This window comes from Dyella sp. BiH032, assembly GCF_031954525.1.
GTDB lineage: Bacteria > Pseudomonadota > Gammaproteobacteria > Xanthomonadales > Rhodanobacteraceae > Dyella_D.
In genome coordinates, this window is record NZ_CP134867.1 from 1539697 (window position 1) to 1554507 (window position 14811).

A 14811-nucleotide genomic window follows, 5' to 3' on the forward strand; every position below is an offset into this window, starting at 1 on the left:
TGCGGCGGCGAAAGCGGCCGGTCGGAGCCAAAGAACACACTGGGGCGTCGCCAAGCTGGTTAAGGCACGGGATTTTGATTCCCGCATGCGTAGGTTCGAATCCTACCGCCCCAGCCATTGATAACGAGATGGCCAAAGGCTCACCGCAATGACCGTGGACACGTCCACCCCGATGCTCTTCACCGGTAACGCGCATCGCGCCTTGGCCGAAGATGTGGCCCAGCGGCTGGGCGTGCCGCTAGGCAAGGCGCTGGTCGGTCGCTTCAGCGACGGCGAGACGCAGATCGAGATCGAGGAGAACGTCCGTCGGCAGGAAGTGTTCGTGATCCAGCCGACGGGCGCGCCGAGCGCGGAGAACCTGTTCGAGCTGCTGACCCTGGTGGACGCGCTCAAGCGCGCCTCGGCGGCCAGCGTGACGGCGGTGATGCCTTACTTCGGCTACGCCCGGCAGGATCGTCGCCCGCGTTCGGCGCGTGTGCCGATCACGGCCAAGATGGTCGCCAAGATGATCGGCACCATCGGCGTGGACCGCGTGCTCACGGTGGACCTGCACGCGGACCAGATCCAAGGCTTCTTCGACATTCCGGTGGACAACGTCTATGCCTCGCCGCTGCTGCTGGCGGACATCTGGCGCAACCACTCGATGGACAACCTGATTGTGGTGAGCCCGGACGTCGGCGGCGTGGTGCGCGCCCGCGCGCTGGCCAAGCGGCTGGACGATGCGGACCTGGCGATCATCGACAAGCGCCGCCCGAAGGCCAACGTGGCCACGGTGATGAACATCATCGGCGACGTCGATGGCAAGACCTGCGTGCTGGTCGATGACATTGTCGATACCGCCGGCACCCTGTGCGCCGCTGCGGCAGCGCTCAAGGAGCGCGGCGCGCGCAAGGTGGTGGCGTACTGCGTGCATCCGGTGCTGTCCGGCGCCGCCATCAGCAACATCGAAGGCTCCCAGCTCGACCAGCTGGTCGTCACCAACACCTTGCCGCTGCGCCCGGAAGCCCAGGCCTGCGCCAAGATCCGCCAGCTGTCGGTGGCCGAGCTGCTGGCGGAGACCATCCGCCGCATCGCGTTCGGCGAATCGGTCAGCTCGCTTTACGTGGATTGATTGGACGGGGATCGGGGACAGAGAAATAGAGAATCGGACAAGCCAAAGCGCAACCTCGATTCCCTATTCCCTATTCCCTATTCCCTATTCACTCGAAAGTTTCCGGCTCCCTTGGTCGCGAGGGAGTCAACCCAGCCGCCGCGAGGCGGATCACAACCTGAAGTAGGAATCGCCAACATGGCACAGATTCATGAAATCAAGGCCGAGAGCCGCAAGGACGAGGGGAAAGGTGCGAGCCGCCGCCTGCGTCGTGCGGACTTCGTGCCGGCCGTCGTCTACGGCGCGGGCCAGCCCCCGCAGAGCATCCAGATCTTCCACAACACCATCCTGCTTGCCGCCAAGAACGAGTGGTTCTTCTCCTCGGTGCTCGACTTGAACATCGATGGCAAGGTGCAGAAGGTGCTGGTGCGCGATTGGCAGAAGCATCCGTTCAAGCAGCAGATGCTGCACATGGACTTCCTGCGCATCAATGAGAACGAGGCCGTTCGCGTCAACGTTCCGCTGCACTTCCTGAACCAGGAGAAGTCCCCGGCCGGCAAGACCTCCGGCGTGGTGATCTCGCACAACCTGACCGAAGTGGAAGTGTCCTGCCTGCCGAAGGACCTGCCGGAGTTCATCGAGCTCGACCTGGCTGCACTGAAGCCGGGCGAGATCGTGCACCTGTCGCAGCTGAAGCTGCCGAAGGGCGTGGAAATCCCGGCCCTGCACCTGGGTGCCGATCACGACATCGCCGTGGTCACTGCCAACACGGTGAAGGAAGAAGTCGAAGAGGCTCCGGCCGAAGGCGAGGCCGCCCCGGCCGAGGCCAGCAAGGACGCCAAGAAGTAAGTCGCACGTCCGCCCGCGCCTTCCCGGTGCGGGCGGACGCCGCGTGCTTGCCGGCTATCCATGGCGGGTCTGCGCCTCATTGTCGGACTGGGTAACCCTGGTGCCGAATATCTCCGAACCCGGCACAACGCCGGGTTCTGGTTTGTTGACGCCCTGGCAGCGGCGCAAGGCGAGCGCTGGGGCTTCGACGGCAAGCTGCACGGCGAAACCTGCAAGGTGCGCATCGGCGGCGAGCCGGTATGGCTGCTCAAGCCTGCCACCTTCATGAACAAGAGCGGCATCGCCGTGGCTTCGGCGCTGCGCTACTACAAGATCGAGCCGGCCGAATGCCTGGTCGCCCACGACGAGCTGGACCTGGATCCCGGCATCGTGCGGCTGAAGTTCGACGGCGGCCATGGCGGACAGAACGGCCTGCGCGACATCATTGCCCACCTCGGGCATGCCAAGTTCCACCGCCTGCGCGTCGGCATCGGCCACCCGGGGCACAAGGACAAGGTGACGCCCTGGGTGCTCGGTCGCCCGTCCGCCAAGGACGAGGATGCCATCCTGGACGGCGTCGGGCGCGCGCTGGACGTGCTGCCGCTGGCCGTGTCCGGCCAGTTCGACAAGGCCATGCAACAGTTGCATACGCCGGCCAGGTAAGGCCGCAGGGCCTGGCTCCAGGCCTTACAATCTCCCGTTTCCATTCCCCAATCGCGGATCTTCCATGGGCATCAAATGCGGCATCGTCGGCCTGCCTAACGTCGGCAAGTCCACCCTGTTCAACGCGCTGACCAAGGCGGGCATCGCCGCTGCCAACTTCCCGTTCTGCACCATCGAGCCGAACGTGGGCGTCGTGCCGGTGCCGGACCAGCGCCTGCAGGCGCTGTCGGACATCGTCAATCCGCAGAAGGTCATTCCCACGGCGGTGGAGTTCGTGGATATCGCGGGCCTGGTCGCGGGCGCTTCGAAGGGCGAGGGGTTGGGTAACAAGTTCCTCGCGCACATCCGCGAGGTCGATGCGATCGCCCACGTGGTGCGCTGCTTCGAGCACAGCGACATCGTGCACGTGGCAGGCAAGGTCGATCCGATCGCCGACATCGACACCATCGACACCGAGCTAGCCCTGGCCGACCTGGATTCGGTGGAAAAGGCGCTGAACCGCGCCGAGCGCGCTGCCAAGGCGAACGACAAAGAGGCGCTGGCCAAGAAGCCGGTGCTGCAGAAGCTTGCCGCTGGCCTCAATGAGGGCAAGACCGCACGCAGCCTGGGGCTGGACGAGGAGGAGAAGGCGCTGGTGCGCGACCTGTTCCTGCTCACCCTCAAGCCGCTGATGTACATCGCGAACGTTCGCGAAGACGGCTTCGAGAACAACCCGCACCTGGACGCCGTGCGGGCTCGCGCGATGGATGAAGGTGCGGAGGTCGTGCCGGTCTGTGCGGCCATCGAAGAGGAGCTCTCGCAGCTCGACGACGCCGACCGCGACGAATTCCTGAAGGATCTGGGGCTGGAAGAGCCGGGCCTGAACCGGGTGATCCGAGCGGGCTACAAGCTGCTCAATCTGCAGACCTATTTCACGGCGGGTGTGAAGGAAGTCCGTGCGTGGACGATCAAGCGCGGCTTCACGGCGCCGCAGGCGGCTGGTGTGATCCATACCGACTTCGAGCGCGGATTCATTCGTGCCGAAACCGTCTCCTACGACGATTTCATCCAGTACAAGGGCGAGGCGGGCGCCGCGGCTGCCGGCCGGCTCCGCAAGGAAGGTAAGGATTACATCGTCAAGGATGGCGATGTGCTGCACTTCCTGTTTAACGTCTGACGCGGCCAGCTGGCTGGGCTGGCTCAGGGGCGGCGGCACCGACGGGTAGCCGCCGCTTTTTTGTGCCTGCCGACAGGGCACCTCGCGGTGGCAGACTGCGGCTCCATGTGCGGAGAGGGGTGGGCAAATGTCCGGAAGGGCTGGTGCGCTGCGCTTGCGGTTGGGGCGTCCCCAGGACGCTGCGGCTATCGGGGTGCTGGTCAGGCGGGTGGCGCGTCGATGGGTGCTGCCGGACCAGCCCCAGTCAGCCGGACGGGCGTTGCTGAAAAGGCTCGGCGCTCGGGCAATTCGTGCGCGAATGGAGGAGGGACAGCGCTTTCATCTGGCCTATATGGGGATGACGCTGGTCGGCGTTGCCGCCATGCGGGATGACTGCCATCTCGTCCAGCTTTTTGTCGGGACGCGACATCAGGGGCAGGGCATTGGGCGCAGGCTTTGGATGTGCGCCATGCGCGACGCCGTGCGGCGTGCGGGAACCCGGCGCTTTACCTTGAACGCGTCGCGGTGCGCCGTACCCATCTACCTGCAACTTGGCTTTTCGCCCGTCGGTGCCGAGCGTCCCTCGCCTGGCGGCATGCTGACCACACCTATGGTGTTTACGCGAGGTGGCAGCCGGCACTGGCGCCGGAGTGGGCATAATGAGCGCCCCTGAACCGTCGGAGTGCCCATGCCAGGCCTGCAGCACGAAGTGAACTTCCGTTTCCTCGCCCAGCCGACCGATGTGAATTTCGGCGGCAAGGTCCACGGCGGTATGGCGATGAAATGGATCGATCAGGCGGGCTATGCCTGCGCCGTGGCTTGGAGCGGAGCGTATTGCGTTACCGCGTCGGTAAGCGGCATCCAGTTCGTCGCGCCGATCCTCATCGGCGACCTGGTGACGGTGCGCGCGCGCCTGATTCATACGGGACGTTCGAGCATGCACATGGCGGTCGACGTCCTGGCGCGCGACCTGCGCAAGGGGGAGCATCGCCTGGCAACGAGTTGCGTGATGGTGTTCGTGGCCCTGGATAGCCCGGACGGCAAGCCCACGCCCGTGCCCACATGGGAACCCCGCAACGACGCAGAACGCCAGCTTCAGGCTCAGGCAAAGCGATTGATGGATCTATCCAAGGAGATGGAGCAGCTCATCGACGCCGGACATGTTTCGGATGCCTGAGCGCTCTCGCGCCATAGCGTAAAATGCGCGCTTTCGATGCGTAGATTTTCGGTGTTCAGGTGTTGACAGATCGAGGCCTGATACACACAATAGCCGTTCTTTGTTGGAGGGATACCCAAGCGGCCAACGGGGGCAGACTGTAAATCTGCTGGCTTACGCCTTCGGTGGTTCGAATCCACCTCCCTCCACCAGACGAGTTCCGCGCAGGGCGGGAGTAGTTCAATGGTAGAACCTCAGCCTTCCAAGCTGATGGTGCGGGTTCGATTCCCGTCTCCCGCTCCATTGATCTCGTTCTGGGTGATTCGTGCTCATGTAGCTCAGTCGGTAGAGCACTTCCTTGGTAAGGAAGAGGTCGCTGGTTCGATTCCAGTCATGAGCACCACTTCGCTGGTCTCCGCGGTTATCGCCTTCCTTTTTTTCTTTATCTGACTCCATCGGGGTTTAGCGCGTATGGCAAAGGGTAAGTTCGAACGCACCAAGCCGCACGTCAACGTGGGCACGATTGGCCACGTGGACCACGGCAAGACGACGCTGACGGCGGCGCTGACGAAGGTGGGTGCTGAGCGTTTCGGCGGCGAGTTCAAGGCGTACGACGCGATTGACGCGGCGCCGGAAGAGAAGGCACGTGGCATCACGATCTCGACGGCGCACGTGGAATACGAATCGCCGACGCGCCATTACGCGCACGTGGACTGCCCGGGCCACGCCGACTACGTGAAGAACATGATCACGGGTGCGGCGCAGATGGACGGCGCGATTCTGGTGTGCTCGGCCGCTGACGGCCCGATGCCGCAGACGCGTGAACACATCCTGCTGTCGCGCCAGGTCGGCGTGCCGTACATCGTGGTCTTCCTGAACAAGGCGGACATGGTGGACGACAAGGAGCTGCTCGAGCTGGTCGAGATGGAAGTGCGCGAGCTGCTGTCGAAGTACGAGTTCCCGGGCGACGACACCCCGATCATCGTGGGTTCGGCGCGTGCGGCGCTGGAAGGCGACCAGTCGGACATTGGCGTGCCGGCGATCATCAAGCTGGTGGAAGCGCTGGACACGTACATTCCGGAGCCGGTGCGTACGCTGGACAAGCCGTTCCTGATGCCGGTGGAAGACGTGTTCTCGATCTCGGGCCGTGGCACGGTGGTGACCGGTCGCGTGGAGACGGGCATCATCAAGGTGGGCGAGGAAATCGAGATCGTCGGTATCCGTCCGACGACCAAGACGACCGTGACCGGCGTGGAGATGTTCCGCAAGCTGCTGGATCAGGGCCAGGCGGGCGACAACGTGGGTCTGCTGCTGCGCGGCACGAAGCGTGACGACGTGGAGCGTGGCCAGGTGCTGGCCAAGCCGGGTTCGATCACGCCGCACACGGAGTTCGAGGCCGAGGTGTACGTGCTGTCGAAGGACGAGGGTGGCCGTCATACGCCGTTCTTCAAGGGTTACCGCCCGCAGTTCTACTTCCGCACCACCGACGTGACCGGCGCGATCGAGCTGCCGGAAGGCGTGGAGATGGTGATGCCGGGTGACAACGTGAAGATGAAGGTCACCCTGATCGCGCCGATCGCGATGACGGACGGCCTGCGCTTCGCGATCCGCGAAGGTGGCCGCACCGTCGGTGCCGGCGTCGTCGCCAAGATCACCAAGTAAGTAGTACGATTGGAAGTCGCCCGCTGCGCGGGCTGCGGGATATGGGAGGAGGGATTCCTTCCTCTCGTGATGCGAAGGCGTCATCTCGCGGCACGCAAGCGTGCGGCTTCATCGATTTCATCAAACGTACGCCAGTAGCTCAATTGGCAGAGCAGCGGTCTCCAAAACCGCAGGTTGGGGGTTCGAGTCCCTCCTGGCGTGCCACCTTCCCGAGGACCTAAGACGGGTGGCGAGTGACAACGGGGGCTTCGGGGCCCGGTTGTCTGCTCCTATCCGATCGCTGCGCATGAATACCAAGGCAGAACAGCCCAAGGGTGCCAACGTCAAGGAGGCGGGTGCCGCCGACATCGCCAAACTGGTGCTGGCCGCGCTGGTGCTGGTTGGTGGCGTTTTCGCCTATTCCTGGTTCAGCAACGACGCTAACGTCCCTTCCTCGGTCCGCCTGATCGGCGTGCTGGTCGCTCTCGTGGTGGCGCTGGCCATCGCGGCGACGACCGCCCTGGGGCGCCGGGTGCGCAGTTTCCTGGGCGAGTCTCAGTTCGAAATGCGCAAGGTGGTCTGGCCGGCGCGTGATGAGACGCTGAAGACCACCGGCATCATCATCGTCGTGGTGATCGTTCTTTCGCTGCTGCTTGGCGTGATCGATCTCATCCTCAAGTCGGTCGTGCTCGACTGGCTGCTCAAGCTAGGTTCGTGAGGTCAAGGGCATGAGCAAGCGTTGGTATGTAGTACACGCCTATTCGGGCTTCGAAAATCAGGTTCGCAAGTCGCTCGTCGAGCGCATCCAGCGAGCCGGTATGGAAGAGAAGTTCGGCGAGGTGTTGGTGCCTACCGAGGAAGTGATCGAAATGCGCGGTGGACAGAAGCGCCGCAGCGATCGCAAGTTCTTCCCCGGCTACGTGCTGGTCCAGATCGAGACCGATACCGAGGGCAAGGCACCTCGCATCGACGACGAGTGCTGGCATCTCGTGAAGGAGACGCCCAAGGTCATGGGCTTTATCGGCGGTACGGCCGATCGTCCCTTGCCCATCCGCGACAGCGAAGCCGATGCCATTCTTAGCCGCGTCCGCGAGGGTGTGGAGAAGCCGAAGCCCAAAGTTCTGTTTGAGCCGGGTGAAATGGTTCGCGTCACTGACGGTCCGTTTAACGACTTCAACGGCGTGGTCGAGGAAGTCAACTACGAGAAGAGCCGGCTGCGCGTCGCGGTCCTGATCTTCGGTCGCTCGACCCCGGTCGAGCTGGAATTCGGACAGGTCGAGAAGGCCTGATCCCTGGCCCCGGCACGGGGCTTGCTTAAAATTTGATCGCTCCTTAAACTATGCGGTTCACGCCGGGCGTCTGGCTCGGCGTGTCCGTTTTTCAGGGTCCGCTGGAGCGCGGGCTTCCCCACATCCATGGAACGTGCACTGCGAGGAGCCGCAAGGCGCTCGAACTCGCGAGGAAAATCCAATGGCAAAGAAAGTCGTCGGTTATATCAAGCTGCAGGTCAAGGCCGGCCAGGCCAACCCGTCGCCGCCGGTGGGCCCCGCCCTCGGTCAGCGCGGCCTGAATATCATGGAATTCTGCAAGGCGTTCAATGCCGCCACGCAGAAGATGGAGCCGGGTCTGCCGATTCCCGTGATCATCACGGCTTATTCGGACCGTAGCTTCACCTTTATCACCAAGACCCCGCCGGCCTCCGTGCTCATCAAGAAGGTCACGGGTGTCGCCAAGGGTTCGTCCAAGCCGAACACCGACAAGGTCGGCAAGATCACCCGCAAGCAGCTGGAAGACGTTGCGAAGCAGAAGGAGCCGGATCTGACGGCTGCTGATCTGGACGCTGCGGTGCGCACCATTGCCGGTAGCGCGCGCAGCATGGGCCTGGTGGTGGAGGGCTAAGACATGGCAAAGCTCACGAAGCGTATGAAGGCCGCCCAGGCGGCAGTGCAGCCGGGCAAAGTGTATGGCCTGGAAGAAGCCCTGAAGATCGTCAAGGACAACGCCAAGGCCAAGTTCGCCGAGTCGGTGGACGTGGCGGTGCGTCTGGGCATCGATGCGAAGAAGTCCGACCAGGGTGTGCGCGGCTCCTCGCTGCTGCCGCATGGCACCGGCAAGACCATCAAGGTCGCCGTGTTCGTGCCCGCCGGTGAGAAGGCTGAAGCCGCCAAGGCTGCCGGCGCCGATGCCGTCGGCATGGACGACCTGGCCGAGCGCATGCAGGCGGGTGAACTCGACTTCGGTCGTGTGATCGCCACGCCGGACGCCATGCGCGTGGTCGGTAAGCTGGGTCAGCTGCTTGGCCCCCGTGGCCTGATGCCGAATCCGAAGGACGGCTCGGTCACGGCCGACGTCGTTACCGCGGTGAAGAACGCCAAGGCGGGCCAGGTGAAGTTCCGCAACGACAAGGCGGGCATCATCCACGCCACCATTGGCAAGGCCAACTTCGAGGCCGCGCAGCTCGCCGACAACCTCAATGCGTTGATCGCCGACCTGCTGAAGGCCAAGCCGGCCACGGCGAAGGGCCAGTATCTGCAGAAGGTCGCCCTGTCCAGCACCATGGGCGTGGGCGTTCCGGTCGATACCGCCTCCCTGGCGGCCTCGGCCAAGTAAGTCATTAGTCCCGTGCCGGTACGTCCGGCACGGGCATGTTTTTGAGGGCAGGCATCGGTCGACGATCGGTTGCCGCCGTCAAAGACCGCAGGCGCAATCAGCGCGCGACGACGACGAGCAGGGAGCTCGTATTGGCAAGGAACCGCCGTCGTCGCTAGCGGGGTCGCTTAATCGGGTTCCTGGCGAATCTGGCCTGCGTAGATGGTGCTGCCTTCTGGAATGATTCTGTTCTGGAATGGCCAACACCCGGGGCTTTCCGGCCCCCGACGTCAAGGACGGCGTCGCCCAGGACCGCCGGCGGCAGGAGCCGCAAGCGGAGTTCAATTGGAGGAGTGCAATGGCTCTCAATCTGTCTCAGAAGCAAGAAGTAGTCGCCGAACTGGCAGAGATCGCCGCGAAGGCTCACTCCTTGGTCGCCGCCGAGTACGCGGGCACCACGGTCGAACAGATGACCGCGATGCGCAAGAAGGCCCGCGAAACCGGCGTGTATCTGAAGGTCGTCAAGAACACGCTCGCTTCGCGAGCCGTGGCTGGTACTGAGTTCGAGGTCGTCAAGGACGCCCTGACCGGTCCGCTGCTGTATGCGTTCTCGACCGAGGAGCCCGGTGCTGCCGGGCGCCTGATCAAGGAATTCGCCAAGAGCAACGAGAAGCTCAAGGCCAAGGTGGTCTCCGTGGAAGGCAAGCTGTTTCCGGCCGCCCACGTGGACGTGCTGGCCTCGCTTCCGACTCGCGAAGAAGCTCTCGCCATGCTGGCCCGTGTGCTGGCCGAGCCCGCCGCCATGTTCGCCCGTGCTGTCAAGGCCGTGGCCGACAAGCAGGGTGGCGGCGAAGCGGCGGCCCCGGCTCCGGCCGAAGCTTGATCGCCCAGTTCGACGCTTTTTCACACTGAATCTATTTCCAGAGGTAAATCAACATGTCCCTGACCAACGAACAGATCGTTGAAGCCGTCGCCGCCAAGTCGCTCATGGAAGTGATGGAGCTGGTGAAGGCCATCGAAGAGAAGTTTGGCGTGTCCGCCGCTGCCCCGGTCATGATGGCCGCCGGCCCGGCCGCCGCTGGCCCGGCTGCCGAAGCGCAGACCGAGTTCGACGTCATCCTGAAGAGCGCCGGCGAGAAGAAGGTCGACGTGATCAAGGCTGTCCGCGCGATCACCGGCCTGGGCCTGAAGGAAGCCAAGGACCTCACCGAGGCCGGTGGCGTTCTGAAGGAGCAGGTCTCGAAGGACGACGCCGAGAAGTTCAAGAAGGATCTGGAAGCCGTCGGCGCCACGGTCGAACTGAAGTAATCGGCGCTCTTGCGCGCCGTCAGTTTGACCTAGCGTCAAGCAAGCCTGGGAGCGAAAGCTCCCGGGCTTTGCCTGCTTTAGCAGGCGAGGGAGAGGAATGGAGCATGGAGAGTCGGAAAACCGGGCTGCTGTGCCGCTTTGACGAATCTCTATCCTCGATTCCTTGAATCCAAGCATTTTCCATTCAGCCGGTGTGTGCACCACCGGCGTCACTGCGAACCGAGGCGGTACCCACCATGACCTACTCGTTTACCGAGAAGAAGCGCATCCGCAAGGATTTCGGCAAGCGTCCCCCTGTACTGGGCGTGCCGAACCTGCTGACCATCCAGACCGATTCCTATCGAGAGTTCCTCCAGGAATTCGTCGCTCCGAAGCAGCGCGACGATAAGGGTCTGCACGCCGCGCTGAAGTCGGTCTTTCCGATCGTCAGCTATTCCGGCAACGCGGCGCTGGAGTACGTCGACTATCGTCTGGGCGAACCCGCGTTCGATGAGCGCGAATGCCGCAACCGCGGCATGACCTTCGGCGCGCCGTTGCGCGTGACCGTGCGCCTGGTCATCTATGACAAGGACAGCCCGGCTTCCAAGAAGGCCGTCAAGTATGTGAAGGAGCAGGAGGTCTACATGGGCGAGATTCCGCTCATGACCGAGACCGGCACCTTCATCATCAACGGCACCGAACGCGTTATCGTTTCCCAGCTGCATCGTTCGCCGGGCGTGTTCTTCGACCATGATCGCGGCAAGACGCACAGCTCAGGCAAGCTGCTGTTCTCCGCCCGCGTGATTCCCTACCGTGGTTCGTGGCTGGACTTCGAGTTCGACCCGAAGGACGCGCTGTACACCCGTATCGACCGTCGCCGCAAGCTGCCGGTGACGGTACTGCTGCGCGCGCTCGGTTACACGAACGAGGAGATGCTGAGCATCTTCTTCGAGCACAATGTGTTCCATCTGGGCAAGAAGGGCGGCACCACGCTGGAGCTGGTCGCTGAGCGCCTTCGCGGCGAGACGCTGACCTTTGACCTGGTCGTGGGCGACAAGGTGCTGGTCGAGGCTGGCAAGCGCATCACCGCACGCCATGTGCGCCAGCTGGCGGCCGAGAACATCACGGCGCTCGAAGTGCCGGATGACTATCCGGTCGGCCGTATCCTGGCCGTGGACATCGTCGATTCGAAGACGGGCGAGCTGCTTGCTTCCGCCAATGACGAGATCACCGCAGAGCAGCTGGAGAACTTCCGCAAGGCGGGCATCGAGACGGTGCCGACGCTGTACGTGAACGATCTGGATCGCGGTGCGTACATCTCGCACACCCTGCGCATCGACAACACCAAGACGCAGCTCGAAGCGCTGGTGGAAATCTACCGCATGATGCGCCCGGGCGAGCCGCCGACGAAGGACGCGGCGCAGAACTTGTTCTATAACCTGTTCTTCACTTTCGACCGTTACGACCTGTCGGCGGTCGGCCGTATGAAGTTCAATCGCCGCGTGGGCCGCAAGGAAATCGTCGGCCCGGGCGTGCTGTACGACTTCAAGTACTTCGGCGAGCGCAAGGAAGAGGAAGCCCAGGCTCTGGTGCAGTCGCAGGGTGACAGCTCCGACATCCTGGACGTGCTGAAGGTGCTGATCGATATCAAGAACGGCCATGGCACCGTGGACGACATCGACCACCTCGGCAATCGCCGCGTGCGTTCGGTGGGCGAAATGGCGGAGAACACCTTCCGCATCGGCCTCGTGCGCGTCGAGCGCGCAGTGCGCGAACGTCTGTCGCTCGCCGAGTCCGAAGGGTTGACTCCGCAGGAACTGATCAACGCCAAGCCCGTGGCGGCTGCGGTGAAGGAGTTCTTCGGATCTTCGCAGCTCAGCCAGTTCATGGATCAGAACAATCCGCTGTCCGAAGTGACTCACAAGCGCCGCGTCTCGGCCCTGGGGCCGGGCGGTCTGACGCGCGAGCGCGCGGGCTTCGAAGTCCGCGACGTGCACCCGACGCATTACGGTCGCGTCTGCACCATCGAAACGCCGGAAGGTCCGAACATCGGTCTGATCAACTCGCTGGCCGTGTACGCCCGCACCAACGAGTACGGCTTCCTCGAGACGCCGTACCGCAAGGTCGAGAACGGCAAGGTCACCGACAAGGTGGACTACTTGTCGGCGATCGAGGAGGGCGACCATGTGATCGCCCAGGCGAACTCGCCGCTCAACAAGGACGGCAGCTTCGTCGAAGATTTCGTGTCGTGCCGCTTCCGTGGCGAATCCGAGCTGCGCCCTGCCTCGGACATCGGCTACATGGACGTCTCGCCGATGCAGACCGTGTCGGTCGCGGCGGCGCTGGTGCCGTTCCTCGAGCACGATGATGCGAACCGCGCGCTGATGGGCGCGAACATGCAGCGCCAGGCGGTGCCGACGCTGCGCTCGCAGACGCCGCTGGTGGGCACTGGCATCGAGCGCGCTGTGGCGCGTGACTCGGGCGTCATCGTCACGGCCAAGCGCGGTGGCGTGATCGATCAGGTTGATGCCGGCCGTATCGTGGTGCGCGTAAACGAGAAGGAAGTCGGTGACAACGATGCCGGCGTCGACATCTACACGCTGACCAAGTACACGCGCTCCAACCAGAACACCAACCTCAACCAGCGCCCGCTGGTGAACGTCGGCGACGTGGTGGCGAAGGGCGACACGCTGGCCGACGGTTCGTCGACCGACCTGGGCGAGCTCGCGCTCGGCCAGAACATGCTGATCGCCTTCATGCCGTGGAACGGCTACAACTTCGAAGACTCGATCCTGCTCTCCGAGCGTGTCGTTCAGGAAGATCGCTACACCTCGATCCATATCGAGGAGCTGGCCTGCATTGCGCGCGACACGAAGCTGGGCGCCGAGGAAATCACGGCGGACATCCCGAACGTGGGCGAGCAGGCGCTGGCGCGCCTGGACGAGTCCGGCATCGTGTACATCGGCGCCGAGGTGAAGGCTGGCGACATCCTGGTCGGCAAGGTCACGCCGAAGGGCGAAAGCCAGCTGACGCCGGAAGAAAAGCTGCTGCGCGCGATCTTCGGCGAGAAGGCGTCGGACGTTAAGGACAGCTCGCTGCGCGTGCCGCCTGGCATGGACGGCACGGTCATCGACGTGCAGGTCTTCACCCGCGACGGTATCGAGAAAGACAAGCGCGCCAAGCAGATCGAAGAAATGGAAGTCAAGCGGATCCGCAAGGACCTTGATGACCAGTTCCGCATCCTGGAAGGCGCCATCTACAACCGTATGCGTACGCAGCTGGTCGGCAAAGTCGCCAACAGCGGCCCGGGCGGTCTCAAGCGCGGTACGGAGATCAACGACGCCTATCTCGATGGGCTCAAGAAGGACGACTGGTTCAAGATCAACGTCAAGGACGAGGACGTCACTGAGTTCCTCGAGCGCGCGGCTGATCAGATCAAGCGCCACAAGGAAGAGTTCGACAAGCGCTTCAAGGAGAAGCAGGGCAAGATCACCCAGGGTGACGACCTCGCGCCGGGCGTGCTGAAGATGGTCAAGGTCTTCCTGGCCGTGAAGCGTCGCATCCAGCCGGGCGACAAGATGGCCGGCCGTCACGGTAACAAGGGTGTAGTGTCCAACGTGGTGCCGGTCGAAGACATGCCGTTCATGGCGGACGGCACCTCGGTCGACATCGTGCTGAACCCGCTGGGCGTACCGTCGCGTATGAACATCGGTCAGATTCTGGAAGTGCACCTTGGCTGGGCTGCAAAGGGCCTGGGCAAGAAGATCCAGAAGATGCTCGAAGCTCAGGCCAAGGTGGCGCAGATCCGCGAGTTCCTCGACCAGATCTACAACCATCATGTCGCTGGCGCCGTACAGCACGTTGACCTCAAGTCGCTGACGGACGAGGAAATCCTCACCCTGGCGAACAATCTGCAGGAAGGCGTGCCCATGGCTACGCCGGTGTTCGACGGCGCGGAAGAGGCTGAGCTGAAGGCAATGCTGCGGCTTGCGGATCTGCCCGAGTCGGGCCAGACCACGCTGTTCGACGGCCGTACCGGCGAAGCATTCGATCGCCCGGTGACCGTGGGCTATATGCACTACCTGAAGCTGAACCACCTGGTCGACGACAAGATGCACGCGCGCTCCACGGGTCCTTACTCGCTCGTCACCCAGCAGCCGCTGGGCGGCAAGGCGCAGTTCGGCGGTCAGCGTTTCGGCGAAATGGAAGTCTGGGCGCTCGAGGCCTACGGCGCGGCTTACACCCTGCAGGAAATGTTGACGGTGAAGTCCGACGACGTGCAGGGCCGTAATCAGATGTACAAGAACATCGTCGACGGCAACCACGAGATGGCGGCGGGCATGCCGGAGTCCTTCAACGTGCTCGTGAAGGAAATCCGCTCGCTCGGTATCGACATCGACCTGGAAGAGATCAAGTAACCCA

General features: G+C 63.3%; 14 protein-coding genes and 5 tRNA genes. All 19 read left to right on the forward strand.

The features are described from left to right. Positions 1 to 40 precede the first annotated feature (40 nt). The 19 genes from RKE25_RS06740 (at position 41) to rpoB (ending at position 14807) form a co-directional block, all read left to right on the forward strand. Positions 41 to 117, forward strand: a tRNA-Gln gene (locus tag RKE25_RS06740). A gap of 55 nt (positions 118 to 172) precedes the next feature. Next, on the forward strand, positions 173 to 1111 hold the full coding sequence (locus RKE25_RS06745) for a ribose-phosphate diphosphokinase (RefSeq protein ID WP_311842350.1): 939 nt from the start codon (positions 173 to 175) through the stop codon (positions 1109 to 1111). 177 nt (positions 1112 to 1288) lie between these two features. Next, positions 1289 to 1939, forward strand: coding sequence for a 50S ribosomal protein L25/general stress protein Ctc (locus tag RKE25_RS06750; protein ID WP_311841484.1), 651 nt, complete (start codon positions 1289 to 1291; stop codon positions 1937 to 1939). Between the two features lie 60 nt (positions 1940 to 1999). Beyond that, positions 2000 to 2581 carry an aminoacyl-tRNA hydrolase gene (gene pth, locus RKE25_RS06755; protein WP_311841485.1) on the forward strand — a complete coding sequence of 194 codons (582 nt, stop codon included), beginning with the start codon at positions 2000 to 2002 and terminating at the stop codon, positions 2579 to 2581. A 64-nt stretch (positions 2582 to 2645) separates the two neighbouring features. After that, positions 2646 to 3737: a redox-regulated ATPase YchF gene (gene ychF / locus RKE25_RS06760; RefSeq protein ID WP_311841486.1), complete on the forward strand. Its 1092-nt coding sequence runs from the start codon at positions 2646 to 2648 to the stop codon at positions 3735 to 3737. A gap of 298 nt (positions 3738 to 4035) precedes the next feature. Continuing rightward, positions 4036 to 4389: a GNAT family N-acetyltransferase gene (locus RKE25_RS06765; protein ID WP_343215237.1), complete on the forward strand. Its 354-nt coding sequence runs from the start codon at positions 4036 to 4038 to the stop codon at positions 4387 to 4389. A 15-nt stretch (positions 4390 to 4404) separates the two neighbouring features. Beyond that, the gene (locus RKE25_RS06770) at positions 4405 to 4893 is read left to right on the forward strand and encodes an acyl-CoA thioesterase (protein ID WP_311841488.1); all 489 of its coding nucleotides are present in this window, start codon (positions 4405 to 4407) and stop codon (positions 4891 to 4893) included. Between the two features lie 105 nt (positions 4894 to 4998). Then, positions 4999 to 5084: transfer RNA gene (locus tag RKE25_RS06775), tRNA-Tyr, on the forward strand. Positions 5085 to 5101: 17 nt separating this feature from the next. Beyond that, positions 5102 to 5175, forward strand: a tRNA-Gly gene (locus RKE25_RS06780). Between the two features lie 24 nt (positions 5176 to 5199). Then, positions 5200 to 5275, forward strand: a tRNA-Thr gene (locus tag RKE25_RS06785). Between the two features lie 68 nt (positions 5276 to 5343). Next, positions 5344 to 6534: an elongation factor Tu gene (tuf, locus tag RKE25_RS06790; RefSeq protein ID WP_311841489.1), complete on the forward strand. Its 1191-nt coding sequence runs from the start codon at positions 5344 to 5346 to the stop codon at positions 6532 to 6534. Positions 6535 to 6662: 128 nt separating this feature from the next. After that, positions 6663 to 6738 (forward strand) — tRNA-Trp (locus RKE25_RS06795). Positions 6739 to 6820: 82 nt separating this feature from the next. Further along, positions 6821 to 7231, forward strand: coding sequence for a preprotein translocase subunit SecE (gene secE / locus RKE25_RS06800; RefSeq protein WP_311841490.1), 411 nt, complete (start codon positions 6821 to 6823; stop codon positions 7229 to 7231). A 10-nt stretch (positions 7232 to 7241) separates the two neighbouring features. After that, a complete protein-coding gene (nusG, locus tag RKE25_RS06805) occupies positions 7242 to 7802 on the forward strand; it encodes a transcription termination/antitermination protein NusG (protein ID WP_311841491.1) in 561 nt (186 codons plus the stop codon). A 181-nt stretch (positions 7803 to 7983) separates the two neighbouring features. Continuing rightward, entirely contained in the window at positions 7984 to 8412 is a 429-nt protein-coding gene (gene rplK, locus RKE25_RS06810) for a 50S ribosomal protein L11 (protein WP_115480003.1), read from the forward strand. Positions 8413 to 8415: 3 nt separating this feature from the next. Further along, positions 8416 to 9123 (forward strand): 50S ribosomal protein L1, encoded by a 708-nt coding sequence (gene rplA, locus RKE25_RS06815; RefSeq protein WP_311841492.1) that lies wholly within the window; start codon positions 8416 to 8418, stop codon positions 9121 to 9123. Positions 9124 to 9460: 337 nt separating this feature from the next. After that, positions 9461 to 9985: a 50S ribosomal protein L10 gene (gene rplJ, locus RKE25_RS06820; protein ID WP_311842351.1), complete on the forward strand. Its 525-nt coding sequence runs from the start codon at positions 9461 to 9463 to the stop codon at positions 9983 to 9985. Between the two features lie 53 nt (positions 9986 to 10038). Then, on the forward strand, positions 10039 to 10410 hold the full coding sequence (gene rplL, locus RKE25_RS06825) for a 50S ribosomal protein L7/L12 (RefSeq protein ID WP_311841493.1): 372 nt from the start codon (positions 10039 to 10041) through the stop codon (positions 10408 to 10410). Between the two features lie 236 nt (positions 10411 to 10646). Beyond that, on the forward strand, positions 10647 to 14807 hold the full coding sequence (gene rpoB, locus RKE25_RS06830; protein WP_311841494.1) for a DNA-directed RNA polymerase subunit beta: 4161 nt from the start codon (positions 10647 to 10649) through the stop codon (positions 14805 to 14807). Positions 14808 to 14811 lie beyond the last annotated feature (4 nt).

Coding starts and splice junctions, on each gene's coding strand:
- RKE25_RS06745 (WP_311842350.1), top strand. CDS start 173: ATGCTCTTCACCGGTAACGCGCATCGCGCCTTGGCCGAAGATGTGGCC.
- RKE25_RS06750 (WP_311841484.1), top strand. CDS start 1,289: ATGGCACAGATTCATGAAATCAAGGCCGAGAGCCGCAAGGACGAGGGG.
- pth (WP_311841485.1), top strand. CDS start 2,000: ATGGCGGGTCTGCGCCTCATTGTCGGACTGGGTAACCCTGGTGCCGAA.
- ychF (WP_311841486.1), top strand. CDS start 2,646: ATGGGCATCAAATGCGGCATCGTCGGCCTGCCTAACGTCGGCAAGTCC.
- RKE25_RS06765 (WP_343215237.1), top strand. CDS start 4,036: ATGGAGGAGGGACAGCGCTTTCATCTGGCCTATATGGGGATGACGCTG.
- RKE25_RS06770 (WP_311841488.1), top strand. CDS start 4,405: ATGCCAGGCCTGCAGCACGAAGTGAACTTCCGTTTCCTCGCCCAGCCG.
- tuf (WP_311841489.1), top strand. CDS start 5,344: ATGGCAAAGGGTAAGTTCGAACGCACCAAGCCGCACGTCAACGTGGGC.
- secE (WP_311841490.1), top strand. CDS start 6,821: ATGAATACCAAGGCAGAACAGCCCAAGGGTGCCAACGTCAAGGAGGCG.
- nusG (WP_311841491.1), top strand. CDS start 7,242: ATGAGCAAGCGTTGGTATGTAGTACACGCCTATTCGGGCTTCGAAAAT.
- rplK (WP_115480003.1), top strand. CDS start 7,984: ATGGCAAAGAAAGTCGTCGGTTATATCAAGCTGCAGGTCAAGGCCGGC.
- rplA (WP_311841492.1), top strand. CDS start 8,416: ATGGCAAAGCTCACGAAGCGTATGAAGGCCGCCCAGGCGGCAGTGCAG.
- rplJ (WP_311842351.1), top strand. CDS start 9,461: ATGGCTCTCAATCTGTCTCAGAAGCAAGAAGTAGTCGCCGAACTGGCA.
- rplL (WP_311841493.1), top strand. CDS start 10,039: ATGTCCCTGACCAACGAACAGATCGTTGAAGCCGTCGCCGCCAAGTCG.
- rpoB (WP_311841494.1), top strand. CDS start 10,647: ATGACCTACTCGTTTACCGAGAAGAAGCGCATCCGCAAGGATTTCGGC.